Annotated in this window: 22 protein-coding genes; 21 read left to right on the plus strand and 1 reads right to left on the minus strand. The window is 71.4% G+C overall.

Going from position 1 to position 23,338, the window contains the following annotated elements; translation table 11 throughout:
• Positions 1-5 precede the first annotated feature (5 nt).
• The 15 genes from rpsD to nusB all read left to right on the plus strand — a co-directional run bounded on the left by rpsD (position 6) and on the right by nusB (position 14,318).
• On the plus strand, positions 6-617 hold the full coding sequence (gene rpsD / locus ACIQUT_RS14330; protein ID WP_114056761.1) for a 30S ribosomal protein S4: 612 nt from the start codon (positions 6-8) through the stop codon (positions 615-617).
• A 292-nt stretch (positions 618-909) separates the two neighbouring features.
• On the plus strand, positions 910-1,341 hold the full coding sequence (locus tag ACIQUT_RS14335) for a DUF948 domain-containing protein (RefSeq protein WP_403562886.1): 432 nt from the start codon (positions 910-912) through the stop codon (positions 1,339-1,341).
• Positions 1,342-1,350: 9 nt separating this feature from the next.
• The gene (locus ACIQUT_RS14340; RefSeq protein ID WP_403562888.1) at positions 1,351-1,707 is read left to right on the plus strand and encodes a DUF6167 family protein; all 357 of its coding nucleotides are present in this window, start codon (positions 1,351-1,353) and stop codon (positions 1,705-1,707) included.
• Complete coding sequence (gene alaS / locus ACIQUT_RS14345; RefSeq protein WP_403562890.1) at positions 1,707-4,376, plus strand: alanine--tRNA ligase; 2,670 nt, start codon at positions 1,707-1,709, stop codon at positions 4,374-4,376. Before ACIQUT_RS14340 ends, alaS begins: the two co-directional genes overlap by 1 nt.
• A gap of 2 nt (positions 4,377-4,378) precedes the next feature.
• Positions 4,379-4,849 (plus strand): Holliday junction resolvase RuvX, encoded by a 471-nt coding sequence (gene ruvX, locus ACIQUT_RS14350; RefSeq protein ID WP_403562892.1) that lies wholly within the window; start codon positions 4,379-4,381, stop codon positions 4,847-4,849.
• Between the two features lie 231 nt (positions 4,850-5,080).
• Complete coding sequence (gene mltG, locus ACIQUT_RS14355) at positions 5,081-6,745, plus strand: endolytic transglycosylase MltG (RefSeq protein WP_403562894.1); 1,665 nt, start codon at positions 5,081-5,083, stop codon at positions 6,743-6,745.
• A 9-nt stretch (positions 6,746-6,754) separates the two neighbouring features.
• A complete protein-coding gene (locus ACIQUT_RS14360; RefSeq protein ID WP_403562896.1) occupies positions 6,755-7,585 on the plus strand; it encodes a shikimate dehydrogenase in 831 nt (276 codons plus the stop codon).
• Positions 7,586-7,840: 255 nt separating this feature from the next.
• Entirely contained in the window at positions 7,841-9,025 is a 1,185-nt protein-coding gene (gene aroC, locus ACIQUT_RS14365) for a chorismate synthase (RefSeq protein WP_403562897.1), read from the plus strand.
• On the plus strand, positions 9,022-9,540 hold the full coding sequence (locus ACIQUT_RS14370; RefSeq protein ID WP_403562899.1) for a shikimate kinase: 519 nt from the start codon (positions 9,022-9,024) through the stop codon (positions 9,538-9,540). Before aroC ends, ACIQUT_RS14370 begins: the two co-directional genes overlap by 4 nt.
• Positions 9,537-10,628, plus strand: a complete 1,092-nt coding sequence (aroB, locus tag ACIQUT_RS14375; RefSeq protein ID WP_403562901.1) for a 3-dehydroquinate synthase — start codon at positions 9,537-9,539, stop codon at positions 10,626-10,628. Before ACIQUT_RS14370 ends, aroB begins: the two co-directional genes overlap by 4 nt.
• Positions 10,625-11,065 (plus strand): type II 3-dehydroquinate dehydratase, encoded by a 441-nt coding sequence (gene aroQ, locus ACIQUT_RS14380; protein ID WP_403562903.1) that lies wholly within the window; start codon positions 10,625-10,627, stop codon positions 11,063-11,065. Before aroB ends, aroQ begins: the two co-directional genes overlap by 4 nt.
• 80 nt (positions 11,066-11,145) lie before the next feature.
• Positions 11,146-11,955: an AAA family ATPase gene (locus ACIQUT_RS14385; protein WP_403562905.1), complete on the plus strand. Its 810-nt coding sequence runs from the start codon at positions 11,146-11,148 to the stop codon at positions 11,953-11,955.
• Between the two features lie 191 nt (positions 11,956-12,146).
• On the plus strand, positions 12,147-13,256 hold the full coding sequence (locus ACIQUT_RS14390) for an aminopeptidase P family protein (RefSeq protein WP_403562907.1): 1,110 nt from the start codon (positions 12,147-12,149) through the stop codon (positions 13,254-13,256).
• Between the two features lie 61 nt (positions 13,257-13,317).
• Entirely contained in the window at positions 13,318-13,884 is a 567-nt protein-coding gene (efp, locus tag ACIQUT_RS14395; RefSeq protein ID WP_403562909.1) for an elongation factor P, read from the plus strand.
• Between the two features lie 2 nt (positions 13,885-13,886).
• Positions 13,887-14,318 carry a transcription antitermination factor NusB gene (gene nusB, locus ACIQUT_RS14400; RefSeq protein ID WP_403562911.1) on the plus strand — a complete coding sequence of 144 codons (432 nt, stop codon included), beginning with the start codon at positions 13,887-13,889 and terminating at the stop codon, positions 14,316-14,318.
• Positions 14,319-14,527: 209 nt separating this feature from the next.
• Here the strand turns inward: nusB and bldD are convergent, their stop codons facing one another.
• Entirely contained in the window at positions 14,528-15,028 is a 501-nt protein-coding gene (bldD, locus tag ACIQUT_RS14405; RefSeq protein ID WP_030841550.1) for a transcriptional regulator BldD, read from the minus strand.
• Between the two features lie 245 nt (positions 15,029-15,273).
• Between bldD and pyrR the strand changes: the two genes are divergently transcribed.
• From pyrR to carB, 6 genes are all read left to right on the plus strand, one after another.
• Positions 15,274-15,870: a bifunctional pyr operon transcriptional regulator/uracil phosphoribosyltransferase PyrR gene (gene pyrR / locus ACIQUT_RS14410; RefSeq protein ID WP_403562914.1), complete on the plus strand. Its 597-nt coding sequence runs from the start codon at positions 15,274-15,276 to the stop codon at positions 15,868-15,870.
• Positions 15,871-16,011: 141 nt separating this feature from the next.
• The gene (locus ACIQUT_RS14415) at positions 16,012-17,007 is read left to right on the plus strand and encodes an aspartate carbamoyltransferase catalytic subunit (RefSeq protein ID WP_403562916.1); all 996 of its coding nucleotides are present in this window, start codon (positions 16,012-16,014) and stop codon (positions 17,005-17,007) included.
• A 2-nt stretch (positions 17,008-17,009) separates the two neighbouring features.
• Positions 17,010-18,299: a dihydroorotase gene (locus ACIQUT_RS14420; protein ID WP_403562918.1), complete on the plus strand. Its 1,290-nt coding sequence runs from the start codon at positions 17,010-17,012 to the stop codon at positions 18,297-18,299.
• On the plus strand, positions 18,296-18,877 hold the full coding sequence (locus ACIQUT_RS14425; RefSeq protein WP_403562920.1) for a hypothetical protein: 582 nt from the start codon (positions 18,296-18,298) through the stop codon (positions 18,875-18,877). Before ACIQUT_RS14420 ends, ACIQUT_RS14425 begins: the two co-directional genes overlap by 4 nt.
• Complete coding sequence (gene carA, locus ACIQUT_RS14430) at positions 18,874-20,022, plus strand: glutamine-hydrolyzing carbamoyl-phosphate synthase small subunit (protein WP_403562922.1); 1,149 nt, start codon at positions 18,874-18,876, stop codon at positions 20,020-20,022. Before ACIQUT_RS14425 ends, carA begins: the two co-directional genes overlap by 4 nt.
• A complete protein-coding gene (gene carB, locus ACIQUT_RS14435) occupies positions 20,015-23,323 on the plus strand; it encodes a carbamoyl-phosphate synthase large subunit (protein ID WP_403562923.1) in 3,309 nt (1,102 codons plus the stop codon). The genes carA and carB overlap by 8 nt, the downstream gene beginning before the upstream one ends.
• The last annotated feature ends 15 nt before the right edge of the window (positions 23,324-23,338 follow it).

Below are 23,338 nucleotides of genomic sequence, written 5' to 3' on the forward strand. Positions count from 1 at the left end.
TCCCCGTGAACCAGAAGCGACCCAAGGTCAAGAAGTCTCGCGCCCTCGGCATCGCCCTGACGCCGAAGGCCGTCAAGTACTTCGAGGCCCGCCCCTACCCGCCGGGCGAGCACGGCCGTGGCCGCAAGCAGAACTCGGACTACAAGGTCCGTCTGCTGGAGAAGCAGCGTCTGCGCGCTCAGTACGACATCTCCGAGCGTCAGATGGCCCGCGCGTACGACCGCGCCAAGAAGGCCGAGGGCAAGACGGGCGAGGCGCTGGTCGTCGAGCTCGAGCGTCGTCTCGACGCCCTGGTCCTGCGTTCGGGCATCGCCCGTACCATCTACCAGGCCCGCCAGATGGTCGTCCACGGCCACATCGAGGTCAACGGCGCCAAGGTCGACAAGCCGTCGTTCCGTGTCCGCCCGGACGACGTCATCACCGTTCGCGAGCGCAGCCGCGAGAAGGTTCCGTTCCAGATCGCCCGTGAGGGTGGCTACGCAGGCGAGGGCGAGACCCCGCGCTACCTGCAGGTCAACCTGAAGGCCCTGGCCTTCCGTCTGGACCGCGACCCGAACCGCAAGGAAATCCCGGTCATCTGCGACGAGCAGCTCGTCGTCGAGTACTACGCCCGCTGATCTGATCCGGCAGGCGTAGCCTCACAGGCTGGTCAGCCCGCCGGTTCCCCCTCGGGGGAGCCGGCGGGCTTCCTGTTTTCCGGGTCCGGCGCCGGGCCCGGCCCAAGACCCGGCGCCGGACCTGCAGGACGTACCCCGCCCGGCGGGGCCGGCCGCGCCGGGGGCAAGATTGTTTCCGGAGTCCCGGGAGCCCCGTGGGCGCGGATTTCCGGTACGGCTGCGTATCCCCGGCGCGATAGGGTCGGAGAACGACTTTTCTACGTAGCGATCAACATGCAGAGAGCGGTGCAACGTGTCCGGTGGAGAGGTGGCCGGGATCCTCGTGGCCGTCTTCTGGGCAATTCTGGTCTCCTTCCTCGCCGTGGCGCTGGCAAGGCTGGCCCAGGTGCTCAAGGCGACCACCAAGCTGGTGGCCGAGGTGACCGAGCAGGCCGTCCCGCTGCTGGCGGACGCCTCCACCACCGTCCGCTCCGCGCGCACGCAGCTCGACCGGGTCGACGCCATCGCCAGCGACGTCCAGGAGGTCACCTCCAACGCGTCCGCGCTGTCGTCCACCGTGGCCTCCACCTTCGGCGGCCCGCTGGTCAAGGTCGCGGCCTTCGGCTACGGGGTCCGCAAGGCCCTGGGCCGGACCCAGGAGGGTGCGCCGCCCGCCAAGGAGCGACGTACCGTGATCGTTGGGCGTACGGTGCCGGCGGCCCGGCGCCGGAAGCAGAAGGGCTGACCCACGCCGATGTTCCGCCGAGCCTTCTGGTTCACCGCCGGCGCAGCCGCCGGCGTGTGGGCCACCAACAAGGTCCACCGCCAGCTCAAGAAGCTGACGCCGGAGAGCCTCGCCGCCCAGGCCGCAGACAAGGCCGTGGAGGCCGGCCACCGCCTCAAGGAGTTCGCCCTCGACGTCAAGGCGGGAATGTCCCAGCGCGAGGACGAGCTGAATGACGCACTGGGGTTGCAGCAGGACCCCGACCGGCCCGACAACGTCACCGCCCTCCCCGGGCCGCGGCGGATGCGGGCCATCCAGAACGACGCGCACCGCAAGACCACCCACCGACCGAACTTCTCCCACATCAACCGGAATGAGGACCACTGATGGAGTCGGCTGAGATTCGCCGCCGCTGGCTGAGCTTCTTCGAGGAGCGCGGTCACACCGTCGTCCCTTCGGCGTCGCTCATCGCGGACGACCCGACTCTGCTCCTGGTCAACGCGGGCATGGTCCCGTTCAAGCCGTACTTCCTCGGTGAGACCAAGCCGCCCGCCCCGCGGGCCACCAGCGTGCAGAAGTGCGTCCGCACCCCGGACATCGAAGAGGTCGGCAAGACCACCCGCCACGGCACCTTCTTCCAGATGTGCGGCAACTTCTCCTTCGGCGACTACTTCAAGGAAGGCGCCATCAAGCTGGCCTGGGAGCTGCTCACCAGCTCCGTGGCGGACGGCGGCTACGGCCTGGAGCCGGAGAAGCTCTGGATCACCGTCTACCTCGACGACGACGAGGCCGAGACGATCTGGCGCGACGTGATCGGCGTCCCCGCCGAGCGCATCCAGCGCCTGGGCAAGAAGGACAACTTCTGGTCCATGGGCGTCCCCGGCCCCTGCGGCCCCTGCTCCGAGATCAACTACGACCGCGGCCCCGAGTTCGGCGTCGAGGGCGGCCCCGCCGTCAACGACGAGCGGTACGTCGAGATCTGGAACCTCGTCTTCATGCAGTACGAGCGGGGCGCCGGCGACGGCAAGGAGGACTTCCCGATCCTCGGCGACCTGCCGTCCAAGAACATCGACACCGGTCTCGGCCTCGAACGCCTGGCGATGATCCTGCAGGGCGTGCAGAACATGTACGAGACCGACACCCTGCGCGTCGTCATGGACAAGGCCACCGAGCTGACCGGCGTCCGCTACGGCCAGGCCAAGGACACCGACGTCTCGATGCGCGTGGTCGCCGACCACATCCGCACCTCCGCCATGCTCATCGGCGACGGCGTCACCCCGGGCAACGAGGGCCGCGGCTACGTGCTGCGCCGCATCATGCGCCGCGCCATCCGCAACATGCGCCTCATGGGCGCCACCGGCCCCGTGGTCAAGGACCTCATCGACGTCGTGATCGACACGATGGGCCAGCAGTACCCGGAGCTCATCACCGAGCGCAAGCGCATCGAGACCGTGGCCCTCGCCGAGGAGGCCGCGTTCCTGAAGGCCGTCAAGGGCGGCACCAACATCCTCGACACCGCCGTGACCGAGACCAAGGCCGCCGGCGGCACGGTCCTCTCCGGCGACAAGGCGTTCCTGCTCCACGACACCTGGGGCTTCCCGATCGACCTCACCCTGGAGATGGCCGCCGAGCAGGGCCTTTCCGTGGACGAGGCCGGCTTCCGCCGCCTGATGCAGGAGCAGCGCGACCGCGCCAAGGCCGACGCCAAGGCCAAGAAGACCGGCCACGCCGACGTCTCCGCCTACCGCGAGATCGCCGACACCGCCGGCGGCACCGAGTTCACCGGCTACGCCACCAACCAGGGCGAGGCCACCGTCGTCGGCCTGCTCGTCAACGGCGTCTCCTCGCCCGCGGCCTCCGAGGGCGACGAGGTCGAGGTCGTCCTCGACCGCACCCCCTTCTATGCCGAGGGCGGCGGCCAGCTCGCCGACCAGGGCCGGATCAAGCTTGACACCGGCGCCGTCATCGAGGTCCGCGACGTGCAGCAGCCGGTCCCCGGCGTCTCCGTCCACAAGGGCTCCGTCCAGGTCGGCGAGGTGACGGTGGGCGCCTCCGCGTACGCCGCCATCGACATCAAGCGCCGCCGGGCCATCGCCCGCGCCCACTCGGCCACGCACCTGACCCACCAGGCGCTGCGCGACGCCCTCGGCCCGACCGCCGCCCAGGCCGGTTCCGAGAACAGCCCCGGCCGCTTCCGCTTCGACTTCGGCTCGCCGAACGCCGTCCCCGGCACGGTCCTCACCGACGTCGAGCAGAAGATCAACGACGTGCTCTCCCGCGAGCTGGAGGTCACGGCCGAGATCATGAGCATCGACGAGGCGAAGAAGCAGGGCGCCATCGCCGAGTTCGGCGAGAAGTACGGCGAGCGGGTCCGCGTCGTCACCATCGGCGACTTCTCCAAGGAGCTGTGCGGCGGCACGCACGTCGGCAACACCGCCCAGCTGGGCCTGGTGAAGCTGCTCGGCGAGTCCTCCATCGGCTCCGGCGTGCGCCGCGTCGAGGCCCTCGTCGGCGTGGACGCGTACAACTTCCTCGCCAAGGAGCACACGGTCGTCGCCCAGCTCCAGGAGCTGGTCAAGGGCCGTTCGGAAGAGCTGCCGGAGAAGATCGCCTCCATGCTCGGCAAGCTGAAGGACGCCGAGAAGGAGATCGAGAAGTTCCGCGCGGAGAAGGTCCTCCGGGCCGCCGCCGGCCTCGCCGAGAACGCCCAGGACATCCGCGGCGTCGCCCTCGTCGTGGGCCAGGTGCCGGACGGCACCGGCGCCGACGACCTGCGCAAGCTGGTCCTCGACGTCCGCGGCCGCATCCAGGGCGACCGCCCGGCCGTCGTGGCCCTCTTCGCCGTGGCGAACGGCCGCCCGCTGACCGTGATCGCCACCAACGAGGCCGCCCGCGAGCGCGGTCTCAAGGCCGGCGACCTGGTCCGCACCGCTGCCAAGACCCTCGGCGGCGGCGGTGGCGGCAAGCCGGACGTGGCCCAGGGCGGCGGCCAGAACCCGGACGCCGTCCCGGAGGCCATCGCCGCGGTCGAGCGCCTCGTCGTGGAGACGGTCTGACCATGACACTGCGCCGCGGCCGCCGTCTCGCCATCGACGTCGGGGACGCCCGTATCGGGGTCGCCACCTGCGACCCCGACGGGGTGCTCGCCACGCCGGTGGAAACCGTTCCGGGCCGGGACATCCCCTTCGCCCACCGGCGGCTGCGGCAACTCGTCGAGGAGTACGAACCCCTGGAAGTCGTGGTCGGCCTGCCCCGCTCGCTCAGCGGGCGGGAGGGGCCGGCCGCGGCCAAGGTGCGCGCCTTCGCCGCCGAACTCGCCAAGGGCATCAAGCCGGTGACGGTCCGTCTGGTGGACGAGCGGATGACGACGGTCACCGCCGCCCAGGGGCTGCGGGCCTCCGGCCGCAATGCCAAGAAGGGCCGGTCGGTCATCGACCAGGCCGCTGCTGTGGTGATCCTCCAGAACGCTCTTGAGACCGAACGGGTATCGGGTAATCCGCCTGGAGAGTGCGTCGAAGTGGTTGTCTGATCGCGGTACGGTAACGTTCCGCGAGACGCGGCGACATTCGAACAGTCGTCGCCCACCACTTCAGAGGCGGAACCGGGTGCCGTGGCGGCGCGAGTCACGAGCACTCCGTCTCGCGGCTCTAGGGGATCGATGACTGAATATGGCCGGGGCCCTGGCTCCGAACCGTGGCACCCGGGGGACCCGCTGTACGGCGACCCCGGGTGGAACGGGCACGAGGCCCAGCAGGGCCAGATGCCTTATGGCGGTGGCCCGCAGCAGCAGTATCCGCAGGAGCCGCAGTACCAGCAGCAGTACGTCCAGCAGGGCCCGTACCCGGACCAGATGCAGGGCTACCCCCCGCAGCAGGCGCACCCGCAGATGCACCCGCACGCCCAGCAGCAGGTCCACCCGCAGCAACAGCAGCAGGTCCACCCGCAGCAACAGCAGCAGACGTACGGCGGCCAGGTCTGGGACACCGGCCAGGGCCAGTACGCCGTCGCCGACCCGCAGGCCCCGCAGGCGTACCCGGCCGCCCAGAACCCGCAGGCCCCCGATGCGTACGCGGCCGCCGACCCGTACGCGGGCGCGGAGCCGTACGCCCAGCAGCCCGCCGGCGGTTTCCCGGGGGAGACCCCCGACCTGTACGGCACCGAGGAGTCCTACCCGCCGCCGGAGCCCCCGGGCCGCCGCCGCCCGGCTCCGGACCCGGAAGCGGAACCGGAAGCCGAGGACGACGACGAGGGCGACGAGGACGAGGAGACCGCCTCGGCAGCCGGTGGCGGGCGCCGCGGGGGCCGTCCGAAGGGCAAGGGCAAGGGCAAGGACAAGCCGAAGCGGAGCCGTGGGGCCTGCCTGGTCGCCGCTCTCGTGATCGTCGGCGTCCTCGGCGGTGGCGGCTACTACGGCTACGACTACCTCAAGACGAGGTTCGGCCCTGCGGAGGACTTCACGGGCGAGGGCACCTCCGAGTCCGTCGAGGTGCAGATCCCCAACGGTGCCGGGCTCGGGCAGATGGGCCGCATCCTCAAGGAGCACGGCGTGGTCGCCAGCGCGGACGCGTTCGTCGCCGCCGCCACGGCGCACAAGAGCGGCACCTCCATCCAGCCCGGCGTCTACACGCTCAAGAAGAAGATGTCGGCCGCGTCCGCCGTCGCCGTGATGATCGACCCCTCGAAGCTCAACGTCCTCGTCCTCCCCGAGGGCAAGCGCGCCGTCGAGGTCTACAAGATGATCGACGAGAAGCTCGGCAAGCCCGCGGGCACCACGGAGGAGGTCGCCAAGCGCGACCCCAAGGGCCTCGGCCTGCCCGCCTGGGCGGCCGACAACCAGAAGATCAAGGACCCGCTGGAAGGGTTCCTCTTCCCGGCGCGCTACGACGTCACCAAGGAGACGACCCCCGAATCCCTGCTCAAGCAGATGGTCCGGAGCGCCAGCGACCAGTACGCGAACCTCGGTTTCGAGGCCAAGGCGAAGTCCCTCGGCCTGGAGACCCCGCTCCAGCTGGTCACGGTCGCGAGCCTGGTCCAGGTCGAGGGCAACAAGCACGACGACTACCGCAAGATGTCCGAGGTCATCTACAACCGCCTGAAGAAGACCAACGACGTCACGAACCAGAAGCTCGAGTTCGACTCGACGATCAACTACCTCAAGGGCACGAGCAACATCAACGTCTCCCGCGAGGAGACGCGCAAGCTCGACAACCCCTACAACACCTACCTCTACAAGGGCCTCACCCCGGGACCGATCAGCAACCCGGGCAGCGAAGCCCTCAACGCCGCACTCGACCCCGACAAGGGCGGCTGGATGTTCTTCGTGTCGGTCGACGGAAACACGACGACCTTCACCAAGACCTTCGCCGAGCACGAGAAACTGGTCGCGGAGTTCAACGCGCGTCAGAAGCAGAAGAACGGCGGGTAGGCAGAGAAGATGTCACGCATACGGGCCGCGGTGCTGGGTTCACCGATCGAGCACTCCCTCTCACCGGTGTTGCACCGCGCCGCGTACCAGGAGCTCGGCCTCGACGACTGGTCGTACGACCGCTTCGAGATCGACGAGGCCGCGCTCCCCGCGTTCGTCTCCGGCCTCGGCCCCGAGTGGGCCGGACTGTCCCTGACCATGCCGCTCAAGCGGGCGATCATCCCGCTGCTCGACGGCATCAGCGACACCGCCGCCGCCGTCGAGGCGGTCAACACCGTCGTCCTCACCGAGGACGGCCGCCGCCTCGGCGACAACACCGACATTCCCGGGATCGTCGCCGCCCTCCACGAGCGCGGCGTCGACAAGGTCGAGAGCGCCGCCATCCTCGGAGCCGGCGCCACCGCCTCCTCCGCCCTGGCCGCCCTCGCCCGGATCTGCACCGGCGAGGTCACCGCCTACGTCCGCTCGCGGCTCCGCGCCGACGAGATGCTCCAGTGGGGCGAGCGGCTCGGCGTCCCCGTCCGCACCGAGGAGTGGTCGCAGGCCGCCGAGGCCCTCACCGCCCCCCTGGTGATCGCCACCACCCCGGCCGGCGCCACGGACAAGCTGGTCAGCGCGGTGCCCGACGCCCCCGGCACCCTCTTCGACGTGCTGTACGAGCCCTGGCCGACCGCCCTCGCGGCCGCCTGGTCGGAGCGCGGCGGCCGGCTCCTCGGCGGCCTCGACCTCCTGGTCCACCAGGCGGTCCTCCAGGTCGAGCAGATGACAGGCTGCGCCACCGGACCGCTGGCCGCGATGCGCGCCGCGGGCGAGGCCGCCCTGCGCGACCGCCACCGCTGATCCCGCACCCGGCGATCCGTCACCGCCGCACGCACACCTGATGCACTGCACCGGCCGATCTTGCCCGGGCATAGGGGCACCGGCCAGGGTGGGACTGGTGCACCGCCGTCCCGCCAGCTGGACCGGGACCGGCGCACCGGCCCGGACGTGGGAGGATCGGGTATGGCGGGTCCGGGCCGCGCGCCCCCAGCAGCCACTGGGAGGTGCCCCCAGACCGCGCCGCCGCTGTACCAGGCGCGAGCATGAGGAGCATCGTTGAGCAGGTTGCGTTGGCTGACCGCTGGGGAATCGCACGGTCCGGCGCTGGTGGCGACGCTGGAGGGGCTTCCCGCCGGCGTTCCGGTGACCACGGAGATGGTGGCCGACCACCTGGCGCGGCGCCGGCTCGGGTACGGGCGCGGTGCGCGGATGAAGTTCGAGCAGGACGAGGTGACGTTCCTCGGCGGCGTCCGGCACGGGCTGTCGCTGGGCTCGCCGGTCGCCGTGATGGTCGGGAACACCGAGTGGCCGAAGTGGGAGAAGGTCATGTCGGCCGACCCCGTGGACCCCTCGGAGCTGAAGGAGACCGGCCGCAACGCGCCGCTGACCCGGCCGCGCCCGGGCCACGCCGACCTGGCCGGCATGCAGAAGTACGGGTTCGACGAGGCCCGGCCGATCCTGGAGCGCGCCAGCGCCCGTGAAACCGCCGCCCGCGTCGCCCTCGGCGCCGTCGCCCGCTCCTTCCTGAAGGAGGCCGCCAGCATCGAGATCGTCTCGCACGTGGTCGAACTCGCCGCCGCGAAGGCCCCGTACGGCGTGTACCCGACCCCGGCGGACGTCGAGAAGCTCGACGCCGACCCGGTGCGCTGCCTCGACGAGGACGCGTCGAAGGCGATGGTCGCCGAGATCGACCAGGCCCACAAGGACGGCGACACCCTCGGCGGCGTCGTCGAGGTCCTCGCCTACGGCGTCCCCGTCGGCCTGGGCTCGCACGTGCACTGGGACCGCCGCCTCGACGCCCGCCTCGCGGCGGCGCTGATGGGCATCCAGGCCATCAAGGGCGTCGAGGTCGGCGACGGCTTCGAACTCGCCCGCGTCCCCGGCTCCAAGGCCCACGACGAGATCGTCGCCACCCCCGACGGCATCAAGCGCACCACCGGCCGCTCCGGCGGCACCGAGGGCGGCCTGACCACCGGCGAACTGCTGCGCGTCCGCGCCGCGATGAAGCCCATCGCGACCGTCCCGCGCGCCCTGGCCACCGTCGACGTCGTCACCGGCGAGGCCGCGGCCGCGCACCACCAGCGCTCCGACGTCTGCGCCGTCCCCGCCGCCGGCATCGTCGCCGAGGCCATGGTCGCCCTGGTCCTCGCCGACGCCGTGGTCGAGAAGTTCGGCGGCGACTCGGTGGCCGAGACCCGCCGCAACGTGCAGTCGTACCTCGACAACCTGCACATCCGGTGACCGGCGGACCCCTGGTCGTCCTCGTCGGCCCCATGGGATCCGGCAAGTCCACGGTGGGGGAGCTGCTGGCCCGGCGGCTCGGCGTCCCCTACCGGGACACGGACGCCGACATCGTCGCGGCCCAGGGCCGCCCGATCTCGGACATCTTCGTCGACGAGGGCGAGCCGTACTTCCGTGAGCTGGAACGGCAGGCGGTCGCCGCCGCCGTCGCCGAGCACCCCGGAGTCCTCGCCCTCGGCGGCGGCGCCGTCCTCGACGCGGGCACCCGCGAGGTGCTGGCCGGCCTGCCGGTCGCCTACCTCTCGATGGACGTCGAGGCGGCCGTCCGGCGCGTCGGCCTGGGCGCCGCCCGCCCGCTGCTCGCCGTCAACCCGCGCCGCCAGTGGCGCGAGCTGATGGAGGCCCGCCGCCCCCTGTACACCGAAGTAGCGCGCGTCGAGGTGCCCACCGACGACCGCACCCCCGAAGAGGTCGCCCAGGCGGTCCTCGACGCTCTGGAGTTGAAGGACGTATGACAGACCAGGTGACGCGGATCCACGTCGGCGGCAGCGCCGGACACGACCCGTACGAGGTGCTGGTCGGCCGGCAGCTGCTCGGCGAGCTCGGCGCGCTGATCGGCACCAAGGCCCAGCGGGTGGCCGTGATCCACCCCGAGGCGCTGGCGTCGACCGGCGAGGCCCTGCGCGACGACCTCGCCGACCAGGGCTACGAGGCGGTCGCCATCCAGGTGCCGAACGCCGAGGAGGCCAAGACGGCCGAGGTGGCCGCGTACTGCTGGAAGGCGCTCGGCCAGTCCGGCTTCACCCGCACCGACGCCATCGTCGGCGTCGGCGGCGGCGCCACCACCGACCTGGCGGGCTTCGTCGCGGCCACCTGGCTGCGCGGGGTGCGCTGGATCGCCGTGCCGACCACCGTCCTGGCCATGGTGGACGCGGCCGTCGGCGGCAAGACGGGCATCAACACGGCCGAGGGCAAGAACCTGGTGGGCGCCTTCCACCCGCCCGCCGGCGTGCTGTGCGACCTCGCCGCGCTGGAGTCGCTGCCGGTCAACGACTACGTCAGCGGCCTCGCCGAGATCATCAAGGCCGGCTTCATCGCCGACCCCGCCATCCTCGACCTGATCGAGGCCGACCCGGCCGCCGCCCGCACCCCGGACGGCCCGCACACCGCGGAGCTCATCGTCCGCTCCATCCAGGTCAAGGCGGACGTCGTCTCCAGCGACCTGAAGGAATCGGGCCTGCGGGAGATCCTCAACTACGGCCACACCCTCGCGCACGCCATCGAGAAGAACGAGCGCTACAAGTGGCGGCACGGCGCGGCCGTTTCGGTCGGCATGGTCTTCGCCGCCGAGCTCGGCCGGCTCGCGGGCCGCCTCGACGACGCCACCGCCGACCGGCACAAGGAGATCCTGGCCTCCGTCGGCCTGCCGCTGACCTACCGCGGCGACCAGTGGCCCAAGCTGCTCCAGACCATGCAGGTCGACAAGAAGTCCCGCGGCAACCTGCTGCGCTTCATCGTCCTCGACGGCCTGGCCAAGCCGACCGTCCTGGAGGGACCCGACCCGGCGCACCTGATCGCCGCGTACGGCGAGGTGTCCGCATGAGCCGCAGGGTGCTGGTGCTGAACGGCCCCAACCTCGGCCGGCTCGGCTCCCGCGAACCCGACGTGTACGGGGCCACCTCGTACGCCGGGCTCGTGGAGGCCTGCCGGGAGCTGGGCGAGGAGCTCGGCTTCGACGTCGAGGTCCGCGAGACCAACGACGAGGGCGAGATCATCCGCTGGCTCCACGAGGCGGCCGACGGGAAGATCCCGGTGGTCATCAACCCCGGTGCGTTCACGCACTATTCGTACGGGATGCGGGACGCGGCCGCCCAGCGCACCGCCCCGCTGATCGAGGTGCACATCTCGAACCCGTACGCGCGGGAGGAGTTCCGGCACACGTCCGTCATCGCCTCGGTGGCGACGGGCACGGTGGCGGGCTTCGGGATCGGCTCGTACCGGCTGGCGCTGCGCGCCCTGGCGGACGAAGTCGACCGCTGACCGTGCTGGTGGGCGGCACCGCCCCTGCAGTCATATAACGTTCTCGCATCAGTGGGTGGAACGAGACGGAGTGGCAGCGGATGCACCAGGGATGGGGGGCGGCCGACAGCGGTGGCTGGGGCCCGCCGGGACACCAGCCGGCGGTGCCCCCGCAGCCGCCGATACCGCCCGCACAGGGCTGGCCTCCGCCCCCGCACCCGCAGGGGCCCCCGCACCCGCAGGTGCCGCCGCACCTGTCGCCGCCCGGGCCGGAGGCCACCGGGCACATTCCGCTGCCGCCCGTCGTCGCGGTTCCCGGGCCCGGCGCCGGCCCCGCGACCGGCGGCGGCACCGGCAACGCCATGCTGGCCGTGCTGCTCATCGGCCCGGCAGGGGCCGGCAAGACCACGGTCGCCCGGCACTGGGCGAACTCCCGGCCCGTGCCGACCGCGCACATCAGCCTCGACGACGTCCGCGAATGGGTCTGCTCGGGCTTCGCCGACCCCCAGTCCGGCTGGAACGACCAGTCCGAGGCCCAGTACCGGCTGGCCCGCCGCACCTGCGGCTTCGCCGCCCGCAACTTCCTGGCCAACGGGATCTCCTGCATCCTCGACGACGCCGTCTTCCCCGACCGCCCCGTCGTGGGCCTCGGCGGCTGGAAGCGCCACGTCGGCCCCGCCCTCCTGCCCGTCGTGCTGCTGCCCGGCCTGGAGATCGTCCTGGAGCGCAACGCCCAGCGCTCCGGCAACCGCCGCCTCTCGGACGAGGAGGTCGCCCGGATCCACGGCCGGATGGCCGGCTGGTACGGCTCCGGCCTGCCGATCATCGACAACTCGGACCTGGACGTGGAGGGCACCGCCCGGGCCCTGGACGAGGCCCTGGCCCGCGCGATCACCGCCTCCGCCTTCTGAGCGGCCCGAAGGGGCGCGGGGAACTGCGCGACCGGCCACAATCGGCCCGCAGACGGTCTCCCCCAGCCTCCGGCCGGGGGCCCCCCACCTCGCTTCGCTCGCCCGTCGCGGCACCCCCCCCGCGGAGCGCTCGGCCCCGTACGGAGGCGCTCACCAGGCCGGATTTTCAGGGCGCTCGTAGTCTCGAAGACATGTCAGACGTGTACGCGGCCCGCCGTGGCCTGCTTCGCGACCGCTGTGCCGCCGCCGGGAACGCCGCCGCACTGATCACGCGTCCGGCGAACGTCCGCTACCTCGCCGGGGGATCCCCGCGCGGCGCCGTCCTCCTCGTCGGACCGGGGGCCGAGGACACCCTGTTCACCGTCGGGCCCCCGACCGGGGAGGTCGACGAGGGCCGCCTCGACGACCGGCTCGCCGTCAGCGTGCTGCCCACCCCGGGCGCCGACGCCGCGGTCGCCGCCGCCGACCTGGCCGGATCGGCCAGGGCCGAAACCCTCGCGGTCGAGGAACACCACCTCACCGTCGCCCGGTACCGCGCCCTGGGCTCCGTCGCGCCCCGCCTGCGGCTCGGCGACCTGGGCACCGCCGTGGAACAGCAGCGCCTGGTCAAGGACGAGGAGGAGATCGCCTGCCTGCGGATCGCCGCCGAGATCGCCGACCAGGCGCTGGGCGAACTGCTGGAGTCGATCCTCGTCGGCCGCACCGAACGCCACCTCGCCCTGGAGCTGGAACGCCGGCTCGTCGACCACGGGGCCGACGGCCCGGCCTTCCCGACCTCCGTCGGCACCGGGCCCCACTCCGGGCGCTCCCGGCACCGGCCCTCCGACCGGCGGGTCGAGGAGGGCGACTTCCTCTCCGTCTGCCTCGGCGCGAACTACCGCGGCTACCGGTGCGAGATCGGCCGGACCTTCGTGATCGGCACCAGCCCGGCCGACTGGCAGATCGAGCTGTACGACCTCGTCTTCGCCGCCCAGCGGGCCGGACGGGAGGCCCTGCTGCCGGGCGCCGCCTACCGCGATGTGGACCGCGCGGCGCGCTCCGTCCTGGACTCGGCGGGCCATGGGGAGGCCCTCGCTCCGTCGACCGGACACGGGGTCGGCCTCGAAATCGACGAGGACCCGCAGCTTGCACCTACGGCAATGGGTAAACTGGACGCTTGCGTGCCGGTCACCGTCGAACCGGGGGTCCACCTCCCGGGCCGGGGCGGGGTCCGGATCGATGACACGCTCGTCGTGCGCCCCGAGGCGGACGGCGGTCCCGAGCTACTCACCATTACGACCAAGGAGCTGCTCGCACTGTAGTCCGGCGTGCCGGGCTGGGCGCGCGCACCCCTGGTCTTCCAGTGCAGGAGATTCCGCAACCGTGGCTTCCACGAACGACCTCAAGAACGGCATGGTGCTCAAGCTCGACGGTGACCAGCTCTGGTCCGTCGTCGAGTTCCAGCACGTCAAGCCCGGCAAGGGCCCGGCCTTCGTGCGCACCAAGCTCAAGCACGTGCTCTCCGGCAAGGTCGTCGACAAGACCTTCAACGCCGGCACGAAGGTCGACACCGCCACGATCGACCGCCGTGACATGCAGTTCTCGTACATGGACGGCGAGTACTTCGTCTTCATGGACATGCAGACCTACGACCAGCTGATGGTCGACCGCAAGGCCGTCGGCGACGCCGCCAACTTCCTCATCGAGGGCTTCACCGCCTCCGTGGCCCAGCACGAGGGCGAGGTGCTCTACGTCGAGCTCCCGGCCGCCGTCGAGCTGACCATCCAGCACACCGACCCGGGCGTCCAGGGCGACCGCTCCACCGGTGGCACCAAGCCCGCCACCCTGGAGACCGGCCACGAGATCCAGGTCCCCCTCTTCGTCACCACCGGCGAGAAGATCAAGGTCGACACCCGCACCAGCGCCTACCTCGGCCGGGTGAGCAGCTAACCGTGGCTGCCCGCAGCAACGCGCGCAAGCGCGCCTTCCAGATCCTCTTCGAGGCCGACCAGCGCGGCGTGCCCGTGCGCGAGGTCCTCGCGGACTGGGTCCGCCACGCGAGGTCGGACGACCGGCAGCCGCCGGTCAACGCCTTCACGATGGATCTCGTCGAGGGCTACGCCGACAAGGTGAACCGCATCGACGACCTGATCGTCACCTACGCCGTGGACTGGGATCTCGACCGCATGCCGGTCGCCGACCGGAACATCCTGCGGCTCGGTGCGTACGAGCTGATCTGGGTGGACGAAACCCCGGACGCCGTGGCCATCGACGAGGCCGTGCAGCTGGCCAAGGAGTTCTCCACGGACGAGTCGCCCTCGTTCGTCAACGGCCTCCTGGCCCGCTTCAAGGACCTGAAGCCGAGCCTGCGCCGGGGCGAGTAGCCCCCGGCAGCGACCCGGCACGACGCAGGGGCCCGCAGCGCAGCCGCGCCGCGGGCCCCTGCGTCTGTCCGCACGCCCCTCCCGCCGCCGGACGCGGAAGGCGCCCGTACGGCCCGTACCGCCCGTACGCGAAAACCGGTGTGGGCCGGGAGCCCCTTCAGGCTCCCGGCCCACACCGGTAACGTTTCTGCTGGTCCCGAGGACCTGGATCAGGCGTCTTCGTGCGCCACGGCGCGACGCGCGTCCGCGTCCAGGACGCCCCAGCTGATCAGCTGCTCGGTCAGGACCGAGGGCGACTGGTCGTAGATGACCGCAAGGGTGCGCAGGTCGTCCTGGCGGATCGACAGCACCTTGCCGTTGTAGTCGCCGCGCTGGCTCTGGATGGTCGCCGCGTAACGCTGGAGCGGGCCGGCCTTCTCGGCGGGCACGCCCGCCAGGCGCTCCAGGTCGAGACGCAGCTTCGGCGGGGGCTCGGCCGCACCGCCGGGGGTGGTGCCCGGCAGGAGCTCCTGCACCGGCACCCCGTAGAAGTCCGCCAGCTCGGCGAGGCGCTGGACGGTCACGGCGCGGTCCCCGCGCTCGTACGAACCGACCACCACGGCCTTCCACCGGCCCTGCGACTTCTCCTCGACACCGTGGAGGGAGAGGCCCTGCTGGGTGCGGATGGCGCGGAGCTTGGCCCCGAGCTGTTTGGCGTATTCGCTGGACATAACGCTCCCGGACGCTGTGACGCTGTACATGGAGACCATGCGGCTCCGCCGCGCGGCTGGTAACTCACTGTGAGGTTACGCAGCGTGACTTGGATGCGTCAAGCCGAATGCCGTCGCTCGCCCACGGACGAGCGGCGCCGCGCCGCCCCGGTTCGGCTTCACCCCAATCCCCCTGGTACCGTGGACGGCGTTGTGCAGACGTCCTTTAAGGTCCGTCCCGTGAGGCGGAGAAGGAGGTCCTTTCCATGGACGCTCAGGCTGCCCAGAACGCCATTGGCGCTGGCACCGATGCGATGCGCCCCGTGCTCGAAGCACAGGACATCGCGCGGGTACTGACCCGCATCGCCCACGAGATCGTCGAACGCGCCAAGGGCGCCGACGACGTGGTGCTCCTCGGCATTCCCACCCGCGGCGTGTCCCTCGCCCGCCGGCTGGCCGCCAAGCTCGAAGAGATCACCGGATCGAAGATCCCGGTCGGGTCCCTCGACATCACGATGTACCGCGACGACCTGCGGATGAAGCCGGCCCGCGCCATCGGCCGCACCGAGATCCCCGGCGACGACATCGACGGCCGCCTCGTCGTCCTCGTCGACGACGTCCTCTTCTCCGGCCGCACCATCCGGGCCGCCCTCGACGCCCTCGGCGACCTCGGCCGCCCCCGCGCCGTCCAGCTCGCGGTCCTCGTCGACCGCGGCCACCGGGAACTGCCGATCCGCGCCGACTACGTCGGCAAGAACCTCCCCACCTCACTGCGGGAGACCGTCAAGGTCCAGCTCCAGGAGGAGGACGGCCGTGACGCCGTACTGCTCGGCCAGCAGACCGCCCCGGCGGCCGCGCAGTAGCCGTAGCCGTACCCACGGACCCCCGTACGCCCGTACGAGTGAAGGGCCCCGCTCCCGGGGCCCGCGCGCCGGCCTGCCCTGCCCGCACGCCGGCAAGCCAGCCCCGCCGCTCTGACCTCCCCCGACTTACGGAGCACCCAGATGATGCGCCACCTCATCTCGGCCGCCGACCTCACGCGCGACGACGCCGTCCTGATCCTCGACACCGCCGAGGAGATGGCCCGGGTCGCCGACCGGCCGATAAAGAAGCTGCCCACCCTGCGCGGCCGCACGATCTGCAACCTCTTCTTCGAGGACTCCACCCGCACCCGGATCTCCTTCGAGGCCGCCGAGAAGCGGCTCTCCGCCGACGTCATCAACTTCGCGGCCAAGGGCTCCTCGGTCTCCAAGGGCGAATCCCTCAAGGACACCGCCCAGACCCTGGAAGCCATGGGCGTCGACGCCGTCGTCATCCGCCACCACGCCTCCGGCGCCCCCTACCGGCTCGCCACCTCCGGCTGGATCGACGCCCCCGTCATCAACGCCGGCGACGGCACCCACCAGCACCCCACCCAGGCCCTGCTGGACGCCTTCACCATGCGCCGCCGCCTCGTCGGCCGGGACGCGGGCCTCGGCAAGGGCCTCGACGGCCGCCGGATCACCATCGTCGGCGACGTCCTGCACAGCCGCGTCGCCCGCTCCAACGTCGACCTGCTGCACACGCTCGGCGCCGAGGTCACCCTCGTGGCCCCGCCCACCCTGCTCCCCGTCGGCGTCGGCACCTGGCCCTGCGAGGTCTCGTACAGCCTCGACGACGTGCTGCCGAAGTCCGACGCCGTCATGATGCTGCGTGTGCAGCGCGAACGCATGAACGCCGCGTTCTTCCCCACCGAGCGCGAGTACTCCCGCCGCTACGGGCTGGACGCCGCCCGGATGGCGAAGATGCCCGAGCACGCCGTCGTCATGCACCCCGGCCCCATGGTCCGCGGCATGGAGATCACCGCCGAGGTCGCCGACTCCGACCGCTGCACGGTCGTCGAGCAGGTCGCCAACGGCGTGTCCATCCGCATGGCCGTCCTGTACCTGCTGCTCGGCGGCTCCGAGCCCGCCGTCACCACCACCGCCCCCGCTGCCCGCACCGCCGAGGAGACCAAGTAGCCATGACCAAGATCCTGATCCGCGGTGCGAAGGTCCTCGGCGGCGAGGCACAGGACGTCCTGATCGACGGCGAGACCATCGCCGAGGTCGGTACCGGACTCTCCGCCGACGGTGTCGACACCGTCATCGAGGCCGCCGGCCAGGTCCTCCTCCCCGGCCTCGTCGACCTCCACACCCACCTGCGCGAACCCGGCCGCGAGGACTCCGAGACCGTCCTCACCGGCACCCGCGCCGCCGCGTCCGGCGGCTACACCGCCGTCTTCGCCATGGCGAACACCTTCCCCGTCGCCGACACCGCCGGCGTCGTCGAGCAGGTCTGGCGCCTCGGCCAGGAAGCCGGCTACTGCGACGTGCAGCCCATCGGCGCCGTCACCGTCGGCCTGGAGGGCAAGAAGCTCTCCGAGCTCGGCGCCATGCACGAGTCCGCCGCCAAGGTCACCGTCTTCTCCGACGACGGCAAGTGCGTCGACGACGCCGTGATCATGCGCCGCGCCCTGGAGTACGTGAAGGCCTTCGGCGGCGTCATCGCCCAGCACGCCCAGGAGCCCCGCCTCACCGAGGGCGCCCAGATGAACGAGGGCATCGTCTCCGCCGAGCTGGGCCTGGGCGGCTGGCCCGCCGTCGCCGAGGAGTCGATCATCGCCCGCGACGTCCTCCTCGCCGAGCACGTCGGCTCCCGCGTCCACATCTGCCACCTCTCGACCGCCGGCAGCGTCGAGATCGTCCGCTGGGCCAAGTCCCGTGGCATCGACGTCACCGCCGAGGTCACCCCGCACCACCTCCTCCTCACCGACGAGCTGGTCCGCTCCTACAACCCCGTCTACAAGGTCAACCCGCCGCTGCGCACCGAGCGCGACGTCATGGCCCTGCGCGAGGCCCTCGCCGACGGCACGATCGACATCGTCGCCACCGACCACGCCCCGCACCCGCACGAGGACAAGGACTGCGAGTGGGCCGCGGCCGCCATGGGCATGGTCGGCCTGGAGACCGCCCTCTCCGTCGTCCAGCAGACGATGGTCGAGACCGGCCTCCTCGACTGGGCCGGCGTCGCCGAGCGCATGTCCTCCGCCCCGGCCCGCATCGGCGGCCTCTCACACCACGGGCGCCCCGTCTCGGCAGGCGAACCCGCGAACCTCGTGCTCGTCGACACCTCGTACCGTGGTGTCGTGGACCCCGCACACTTCGCCTCCCGGAGCCGCAACACGCCCTACGAGGGCCGCGAGCTTCCGGGACGCGTCACTCACACCTTCCTGCGGGGCCGTACAACGGTCGTGGACGGGAAACTCGCGTGACACCTGGAGCAATCCGACTGGCCGCAGAGGCCGCCGAACAGAAGTCGGCGGAGGTGACGGACTGGGGCGCCCGCATCGCGTGGGTGATCGGTCTGCTCCTCTTCATCGCCTTCGTGTACTGGCTGATGCGGCAGGGCTGGAAATGGCGCGGCGCCCTGCAGAGCAGCCTGCCGGAACTGCCCGCCGCCCCCGGCGGACTCCCCGAGCACCGGCTGGCCCTCACCGGCCGGTACCACGGGTCCACCACCGCCGGGCAGTGGCTCGACCGGATCGTCGCCCACGGTCTGGGCGTGCGCAGCCGCGTCGAACTCACCCTCACGGACGAGGGCCTCGAAGTGGTCCGTCCGGGTGCCACCGACTTCTTCGTACCGGCCGCGCAGCTGCGCGGCGCCCGCCTCGACAAGGGGATCGCGGGCAAGGTACTCACCGAGGGCGGTCTGCTCGTCGTGACCTGGGCGCACGGCGACACGCTGATCGACTCCGGATTCCGCTCCGACCGGGCGGCCGAACACGCCGCCTGGGTCGAAGCCATCAACCACATGAACACATCCACCACGACGGAAGGCGCCGCACGATGACGACCTCCACCAGGGGAGCAGCCAAAGCTCCCGCCGTACTCGTCCTGGAGGACGGCCGCATCTTCCGCGGCCGCGCCTACGGCGCAGTGGGGGAGACCTTCGGCGAGGCCGTGTTCTCCACCGGCATGACCGGCTACCAGGAGACCCTCACCGACCCGTCGTACCACCGGCAGGTCGTCGTGATGACCGCCCCGCACGTCGGCAACACCGGCGTCAACGACGAGGACCCCGAGTCCGCCCGCATCTGGGTCTCCGGCTACGTCGTCCGCGACCCCGCCCGCATCCCCTCCAACTGGCGCGCCACGCGTTCCCTGGACGAGGAGCTCGCCGCCCAGGGCGTCGTCGGCATCAGCGGCATCGACACCCGCGCCCTGACCCGCCACCTGCGCGAGCGCGGCGCCATGCGCGTCGGCATCTTCTCCGGCGAGGCCTTCGAGGGCGTCCGCGACGAGGCCCTGCTGGCCCGCGTCCAGGAATCCCCCCAGATGAAGGGCGCCAACCTCTCCGCCGAGGTCGCCACCAAGGAGCCGTACGTCGTCCCCGCGATCGGTGAGAAGAAGTTCACCGTCGCCGCCGTCGACCTCGGCATCAAGGGCATGACCCCGCACCGCATGGCCGAGCGCGGCATCGAGGTGCACGTCCTGCCCGCGACCGCCACCGTCGAGGACATCTACGCGGTGCAGCCGGACGGCGTGTTCTTCTCCAACGGCCCCGGCGACCCGGCCACCGCCGACCACGCCGTCTCCGTCATGCAGGGCGTCCTGGAGCGCAAGACCCCGCTCTTCGGCATCTGCTTCGGCAACCAGATCCTCGGCCGCTCCCTCGGCTTCGGCACCTACAAGCTGAAGTACGGCCACCGCGGCATCAACCAGCCGGTCCAGGACCGCACCACCGGCAAGGTCGAGGTCACCGCGCACAACCACGGCTTCGCCGTCGACGCGCCCCTCGACAAGGTCTCCGAGACCCCCTACGGCCGCGCCGAGGTCTCCCACGTCTGCCTCAACGACAACGTGGTGGAGGGCCTCCAGCTGCTCGACCAGCCGGCCTTCAGCGTCCAGTACCACCCCGAGGCGGCCGCGGGCCCGCACGACGCCGCGTACCTCTTCGACCGCTTCGTATCCCTGATGGAGGCCGAGCGTGCCTAAGCGCACCGATATCCAGTCCGTCCTGGTCATCGGCTCCGGCCCGATCGTCATCGGCCAGGCCGCCGAGTTCGACTACTCCGGGACCCAGGCCTGCCGCATCCTCAAGGCCGAGGGCCTGCGGGTCATCCTGGTCAACTCCAACCCCGCGACGATCATGACCGACCCGGAGATCGCCGACGCCACGTACGTCGAGCCGATCACCCCCGAGTTCGTCGAGAAGATCATCGCCAAGGAGCGCCCCGACGCCCTCCTGCCCACCCTCGGCGGCCAGACGGCCCTGAACACGGCCATCTCCATGCACGAGCAGGGGGTGCTGGAGAAGTACAACGTCGAGCTCATCGGCGCCAACGTCGAGGCCATCAACAAGGGCGAGGACCGCGACCTCTTCAAGGAGGTCGTGGAGGAGGTCCGCCGGAAGATCGGCCACGGCGAGTCCGCCCGCTCGGTCATCTGTCACACCATGGACGAGGTCATCGCCGGTGTGGACACCCTCGGCGGCTACCCCGTCGTCGTCCGCCCCTCCTTCACCATGGGCGGCGCCGGCTCCGGCTTCGCCCACGACGAGGACGAGCTGCGCCGCATCGCCGGCCAGGGCCTCACGCTCTCCCCGACCACCGAGGTGCTCCTGGAGGAGTCCATCCTCGGCTGGAAGGAGTACGAGCTGGAGCTGATGCGCGACAAGGCCGACAACGTCGTGGTCGTCTGCTCCATCGAGAACTTCGACCCGATGGGCGTCCACACCGGCGACTCCATCACCGTCGCCCCGGCGATGACCCTCACCGACCGCGAGTACCAGCGGCTGCGCGACATCGGCATCGCGATCATCCGCGAGGTCGGCGTCGACACCGGCGGCTGCAACATCCAGTTCGCGGTCAACCCGGACGACGGCCGCATCATCGTCATCGAGATGAACCCGCGCGTCTCCCGGTCCTCGGCGCTCGCCTCCAAGGCCACCGGCTTCCCGATCGCCAAGATCGCCGCCAAGCTGGCCGTCGGCTACACGCTCGACGAGATCCCGAACGACATCACCGAGAAGACCCCGGCCTCCTTCGAGCCGACCCTCGACTACGTCGTCGTCAAGGCCCCCCGCTTCGCCTTCGAGAAGTTCCCGGCCGCCGACGCCACCCTCACCACCACGATGAAGTCGGTCGGCGAGGCCATGGCCATCGGCCGCAACTTCACCGAGGCCCTGCAGAAGGCCCTGCGCTCCCTGGAGAAGAAGGGCTCGCAGTTCGCCTTCACCGGCGAGCCCGGCGACAAGGACGCGCTGCTCCTGGCGGCGGTCCGCCCCACCGACGGCCGCATCAACACCGTCATGCAGGCCATCCGCGCCGGCGCCACCCAGGAGGAGGTGTTCGAGGCCACCAAGATCGACCCGTGGTTCGTCGACCAGCTCTTCCTGATCAAGGAGATCGCCGACGACCTCGCCTCCGCCGAGCGCCTCGACCCGGCCCTGCTCGCCGAGGCCAAGCGGCACGGCTTCTCCGACGCCCAGATCGCCGAGATCCGCGGCCTGCGCGAGGACGTCGTCCGCGAGCTGCGCCACGCCCTCGGCGTCCGCCCCGTCTACAAGACGGTCGACACCTGCGCCGCCGAGTTCGCCGCGAACACCCCGTACTTCTACTCGTCCTACGACGAGGAGTCCGAGGTCGCCCCGCGCGAGAAGCCCGCGGTGATCATCCTCGGCTCCGGCCCGAACCGCATCGGCCAGGGCATCGAGTTCGACTACTCCTGCGTCCACGCCTCCTTCGCCCTCAGCGACGCCGGCTACGAGACCGTGATGGTCAACTGCAACCCGGAGACCGTCTCCACCGACTACGACACCTCCGACCGCCTGTACTTCGAGCCGCTCACGCTCGAAGACGTGCTGGAGATCGTCCACGCCGAGTCCCTCGCCGGCCCCATCGCGGGCGTCGTCGTCCAGCTCGGCGGCCAGACCCCGCTCGGCCTCGCCCAGGCGCTCAAGGACAACGGCGTCCCCGTCGTCGGCACCTCCCCGGAGGCCATCCACGCCGCCGAGGACCGCGGCGCCTTCGGCCGGGTCCTCGCCGAGGCCGGCCTGCCCGCCCCCAAGCACGGCACCGCCACCACCTTCGCGGGTGCGAAGGCCATCGCCGACGAGATCGGCTACCCGGTCCTCGTCCGCCCGTCCTACGTGCTCGGCGGCCGCGGCATGGAGATCGTCTACGACGAGGCGCGCCTGGAGTCGTACATCGCCGAGTCCACCGAGATCTCCCCGACCCGCCCGGTGCTGGTCGACCGCTTCCTCGACGACGCGATCGAGATCGACGTCGACGCCCTCTACGACGGCACCGAGCTCTACCTCGGCGGCGTCATGGAGCACATCGAGGAGGCCGGCATCCACTCCGGCGACTCGGCCTGCGCCCTGCCCCCGATCACCCTCGGCGGCTTCGACATCAAGCGCCTGCGCGCCTCCACCGAGGCCATCGCCAAGGGCGTCGGCGTCCGCGGCCTGATCAACATCCAGTTCGCGATGGCCGGCGACATCCTCTACGTCCTGGAGGCCAACCCGCGCGCCTCCCGCACCGTGCCCTTCACCTCGAAGGCCACCGCGGTCCCGCTCGCGAAGGCCGCCGCCCGCATCTCGCTCGGCGCCACCATCGCCGAGCTGCGCGCCGAGGGCATGCTGCCGAAGAACGGCGACGGCGGCACCCTGCCGCTGGACGCGCCGATCTCCGTCAAGGAGGCCGTGATGCCCTGGTCGCGCTTCCGCGACATCCAGGGCCGCGGCGTGGACACCGTCCTCGGCCCGGAGATGCGCTCCACCGGCGAGGTCATGGGCATCGACTCGGTCTTCGGCACGGCCTACGCCAAGTCGCAGGCCGGCGCCTACGGCCCGCTGCCCACCAAGGGCCGCGCGTTCATCTCCGTCGCCAACCGCGACAAGCGCTCGATGATCTTCCCGGCCCGCGAGCTCGTCGCCCACGGCTTCGAGCTGCTCGCCACCTCCGGCACCGCCGAGGTCCTGCGCCGCAACGGCATCAACGCCACCGTGGTCCGCAAGCTCAGCGAGGGCGAGGGCCCCGGCGGCGAGAAGACCATCGTCCAGCTCATCCACGACGGCCAGGTCGACCTGATCGTCAACACCCCGTACGGCACCGGCGGCCGCCTCGACGGCTACGAGATCCGCACCGCGGCCGTATCCCGCGGCGTCCCGTGCCTCACCACGGTCCAGGCACTCGCCGCGGCCGTCCAGGGCATCGAGGCCCTGGGCCACGGCGAGGTCGGAGTCCGCTCCCTCCAGGAGCACGCCGAGCACCTGACCGCCGCACGCGACTAGCAGCCCGTACGGAGA

Source organism: Streptomyces sp. NPDC090445, from assembly GCF_044769385.1.
Lineage (GTDB): Bacteria > Actinomycetota > Actinomycetes > Streptomycetales > Streptomycetaceae > Streptomyces.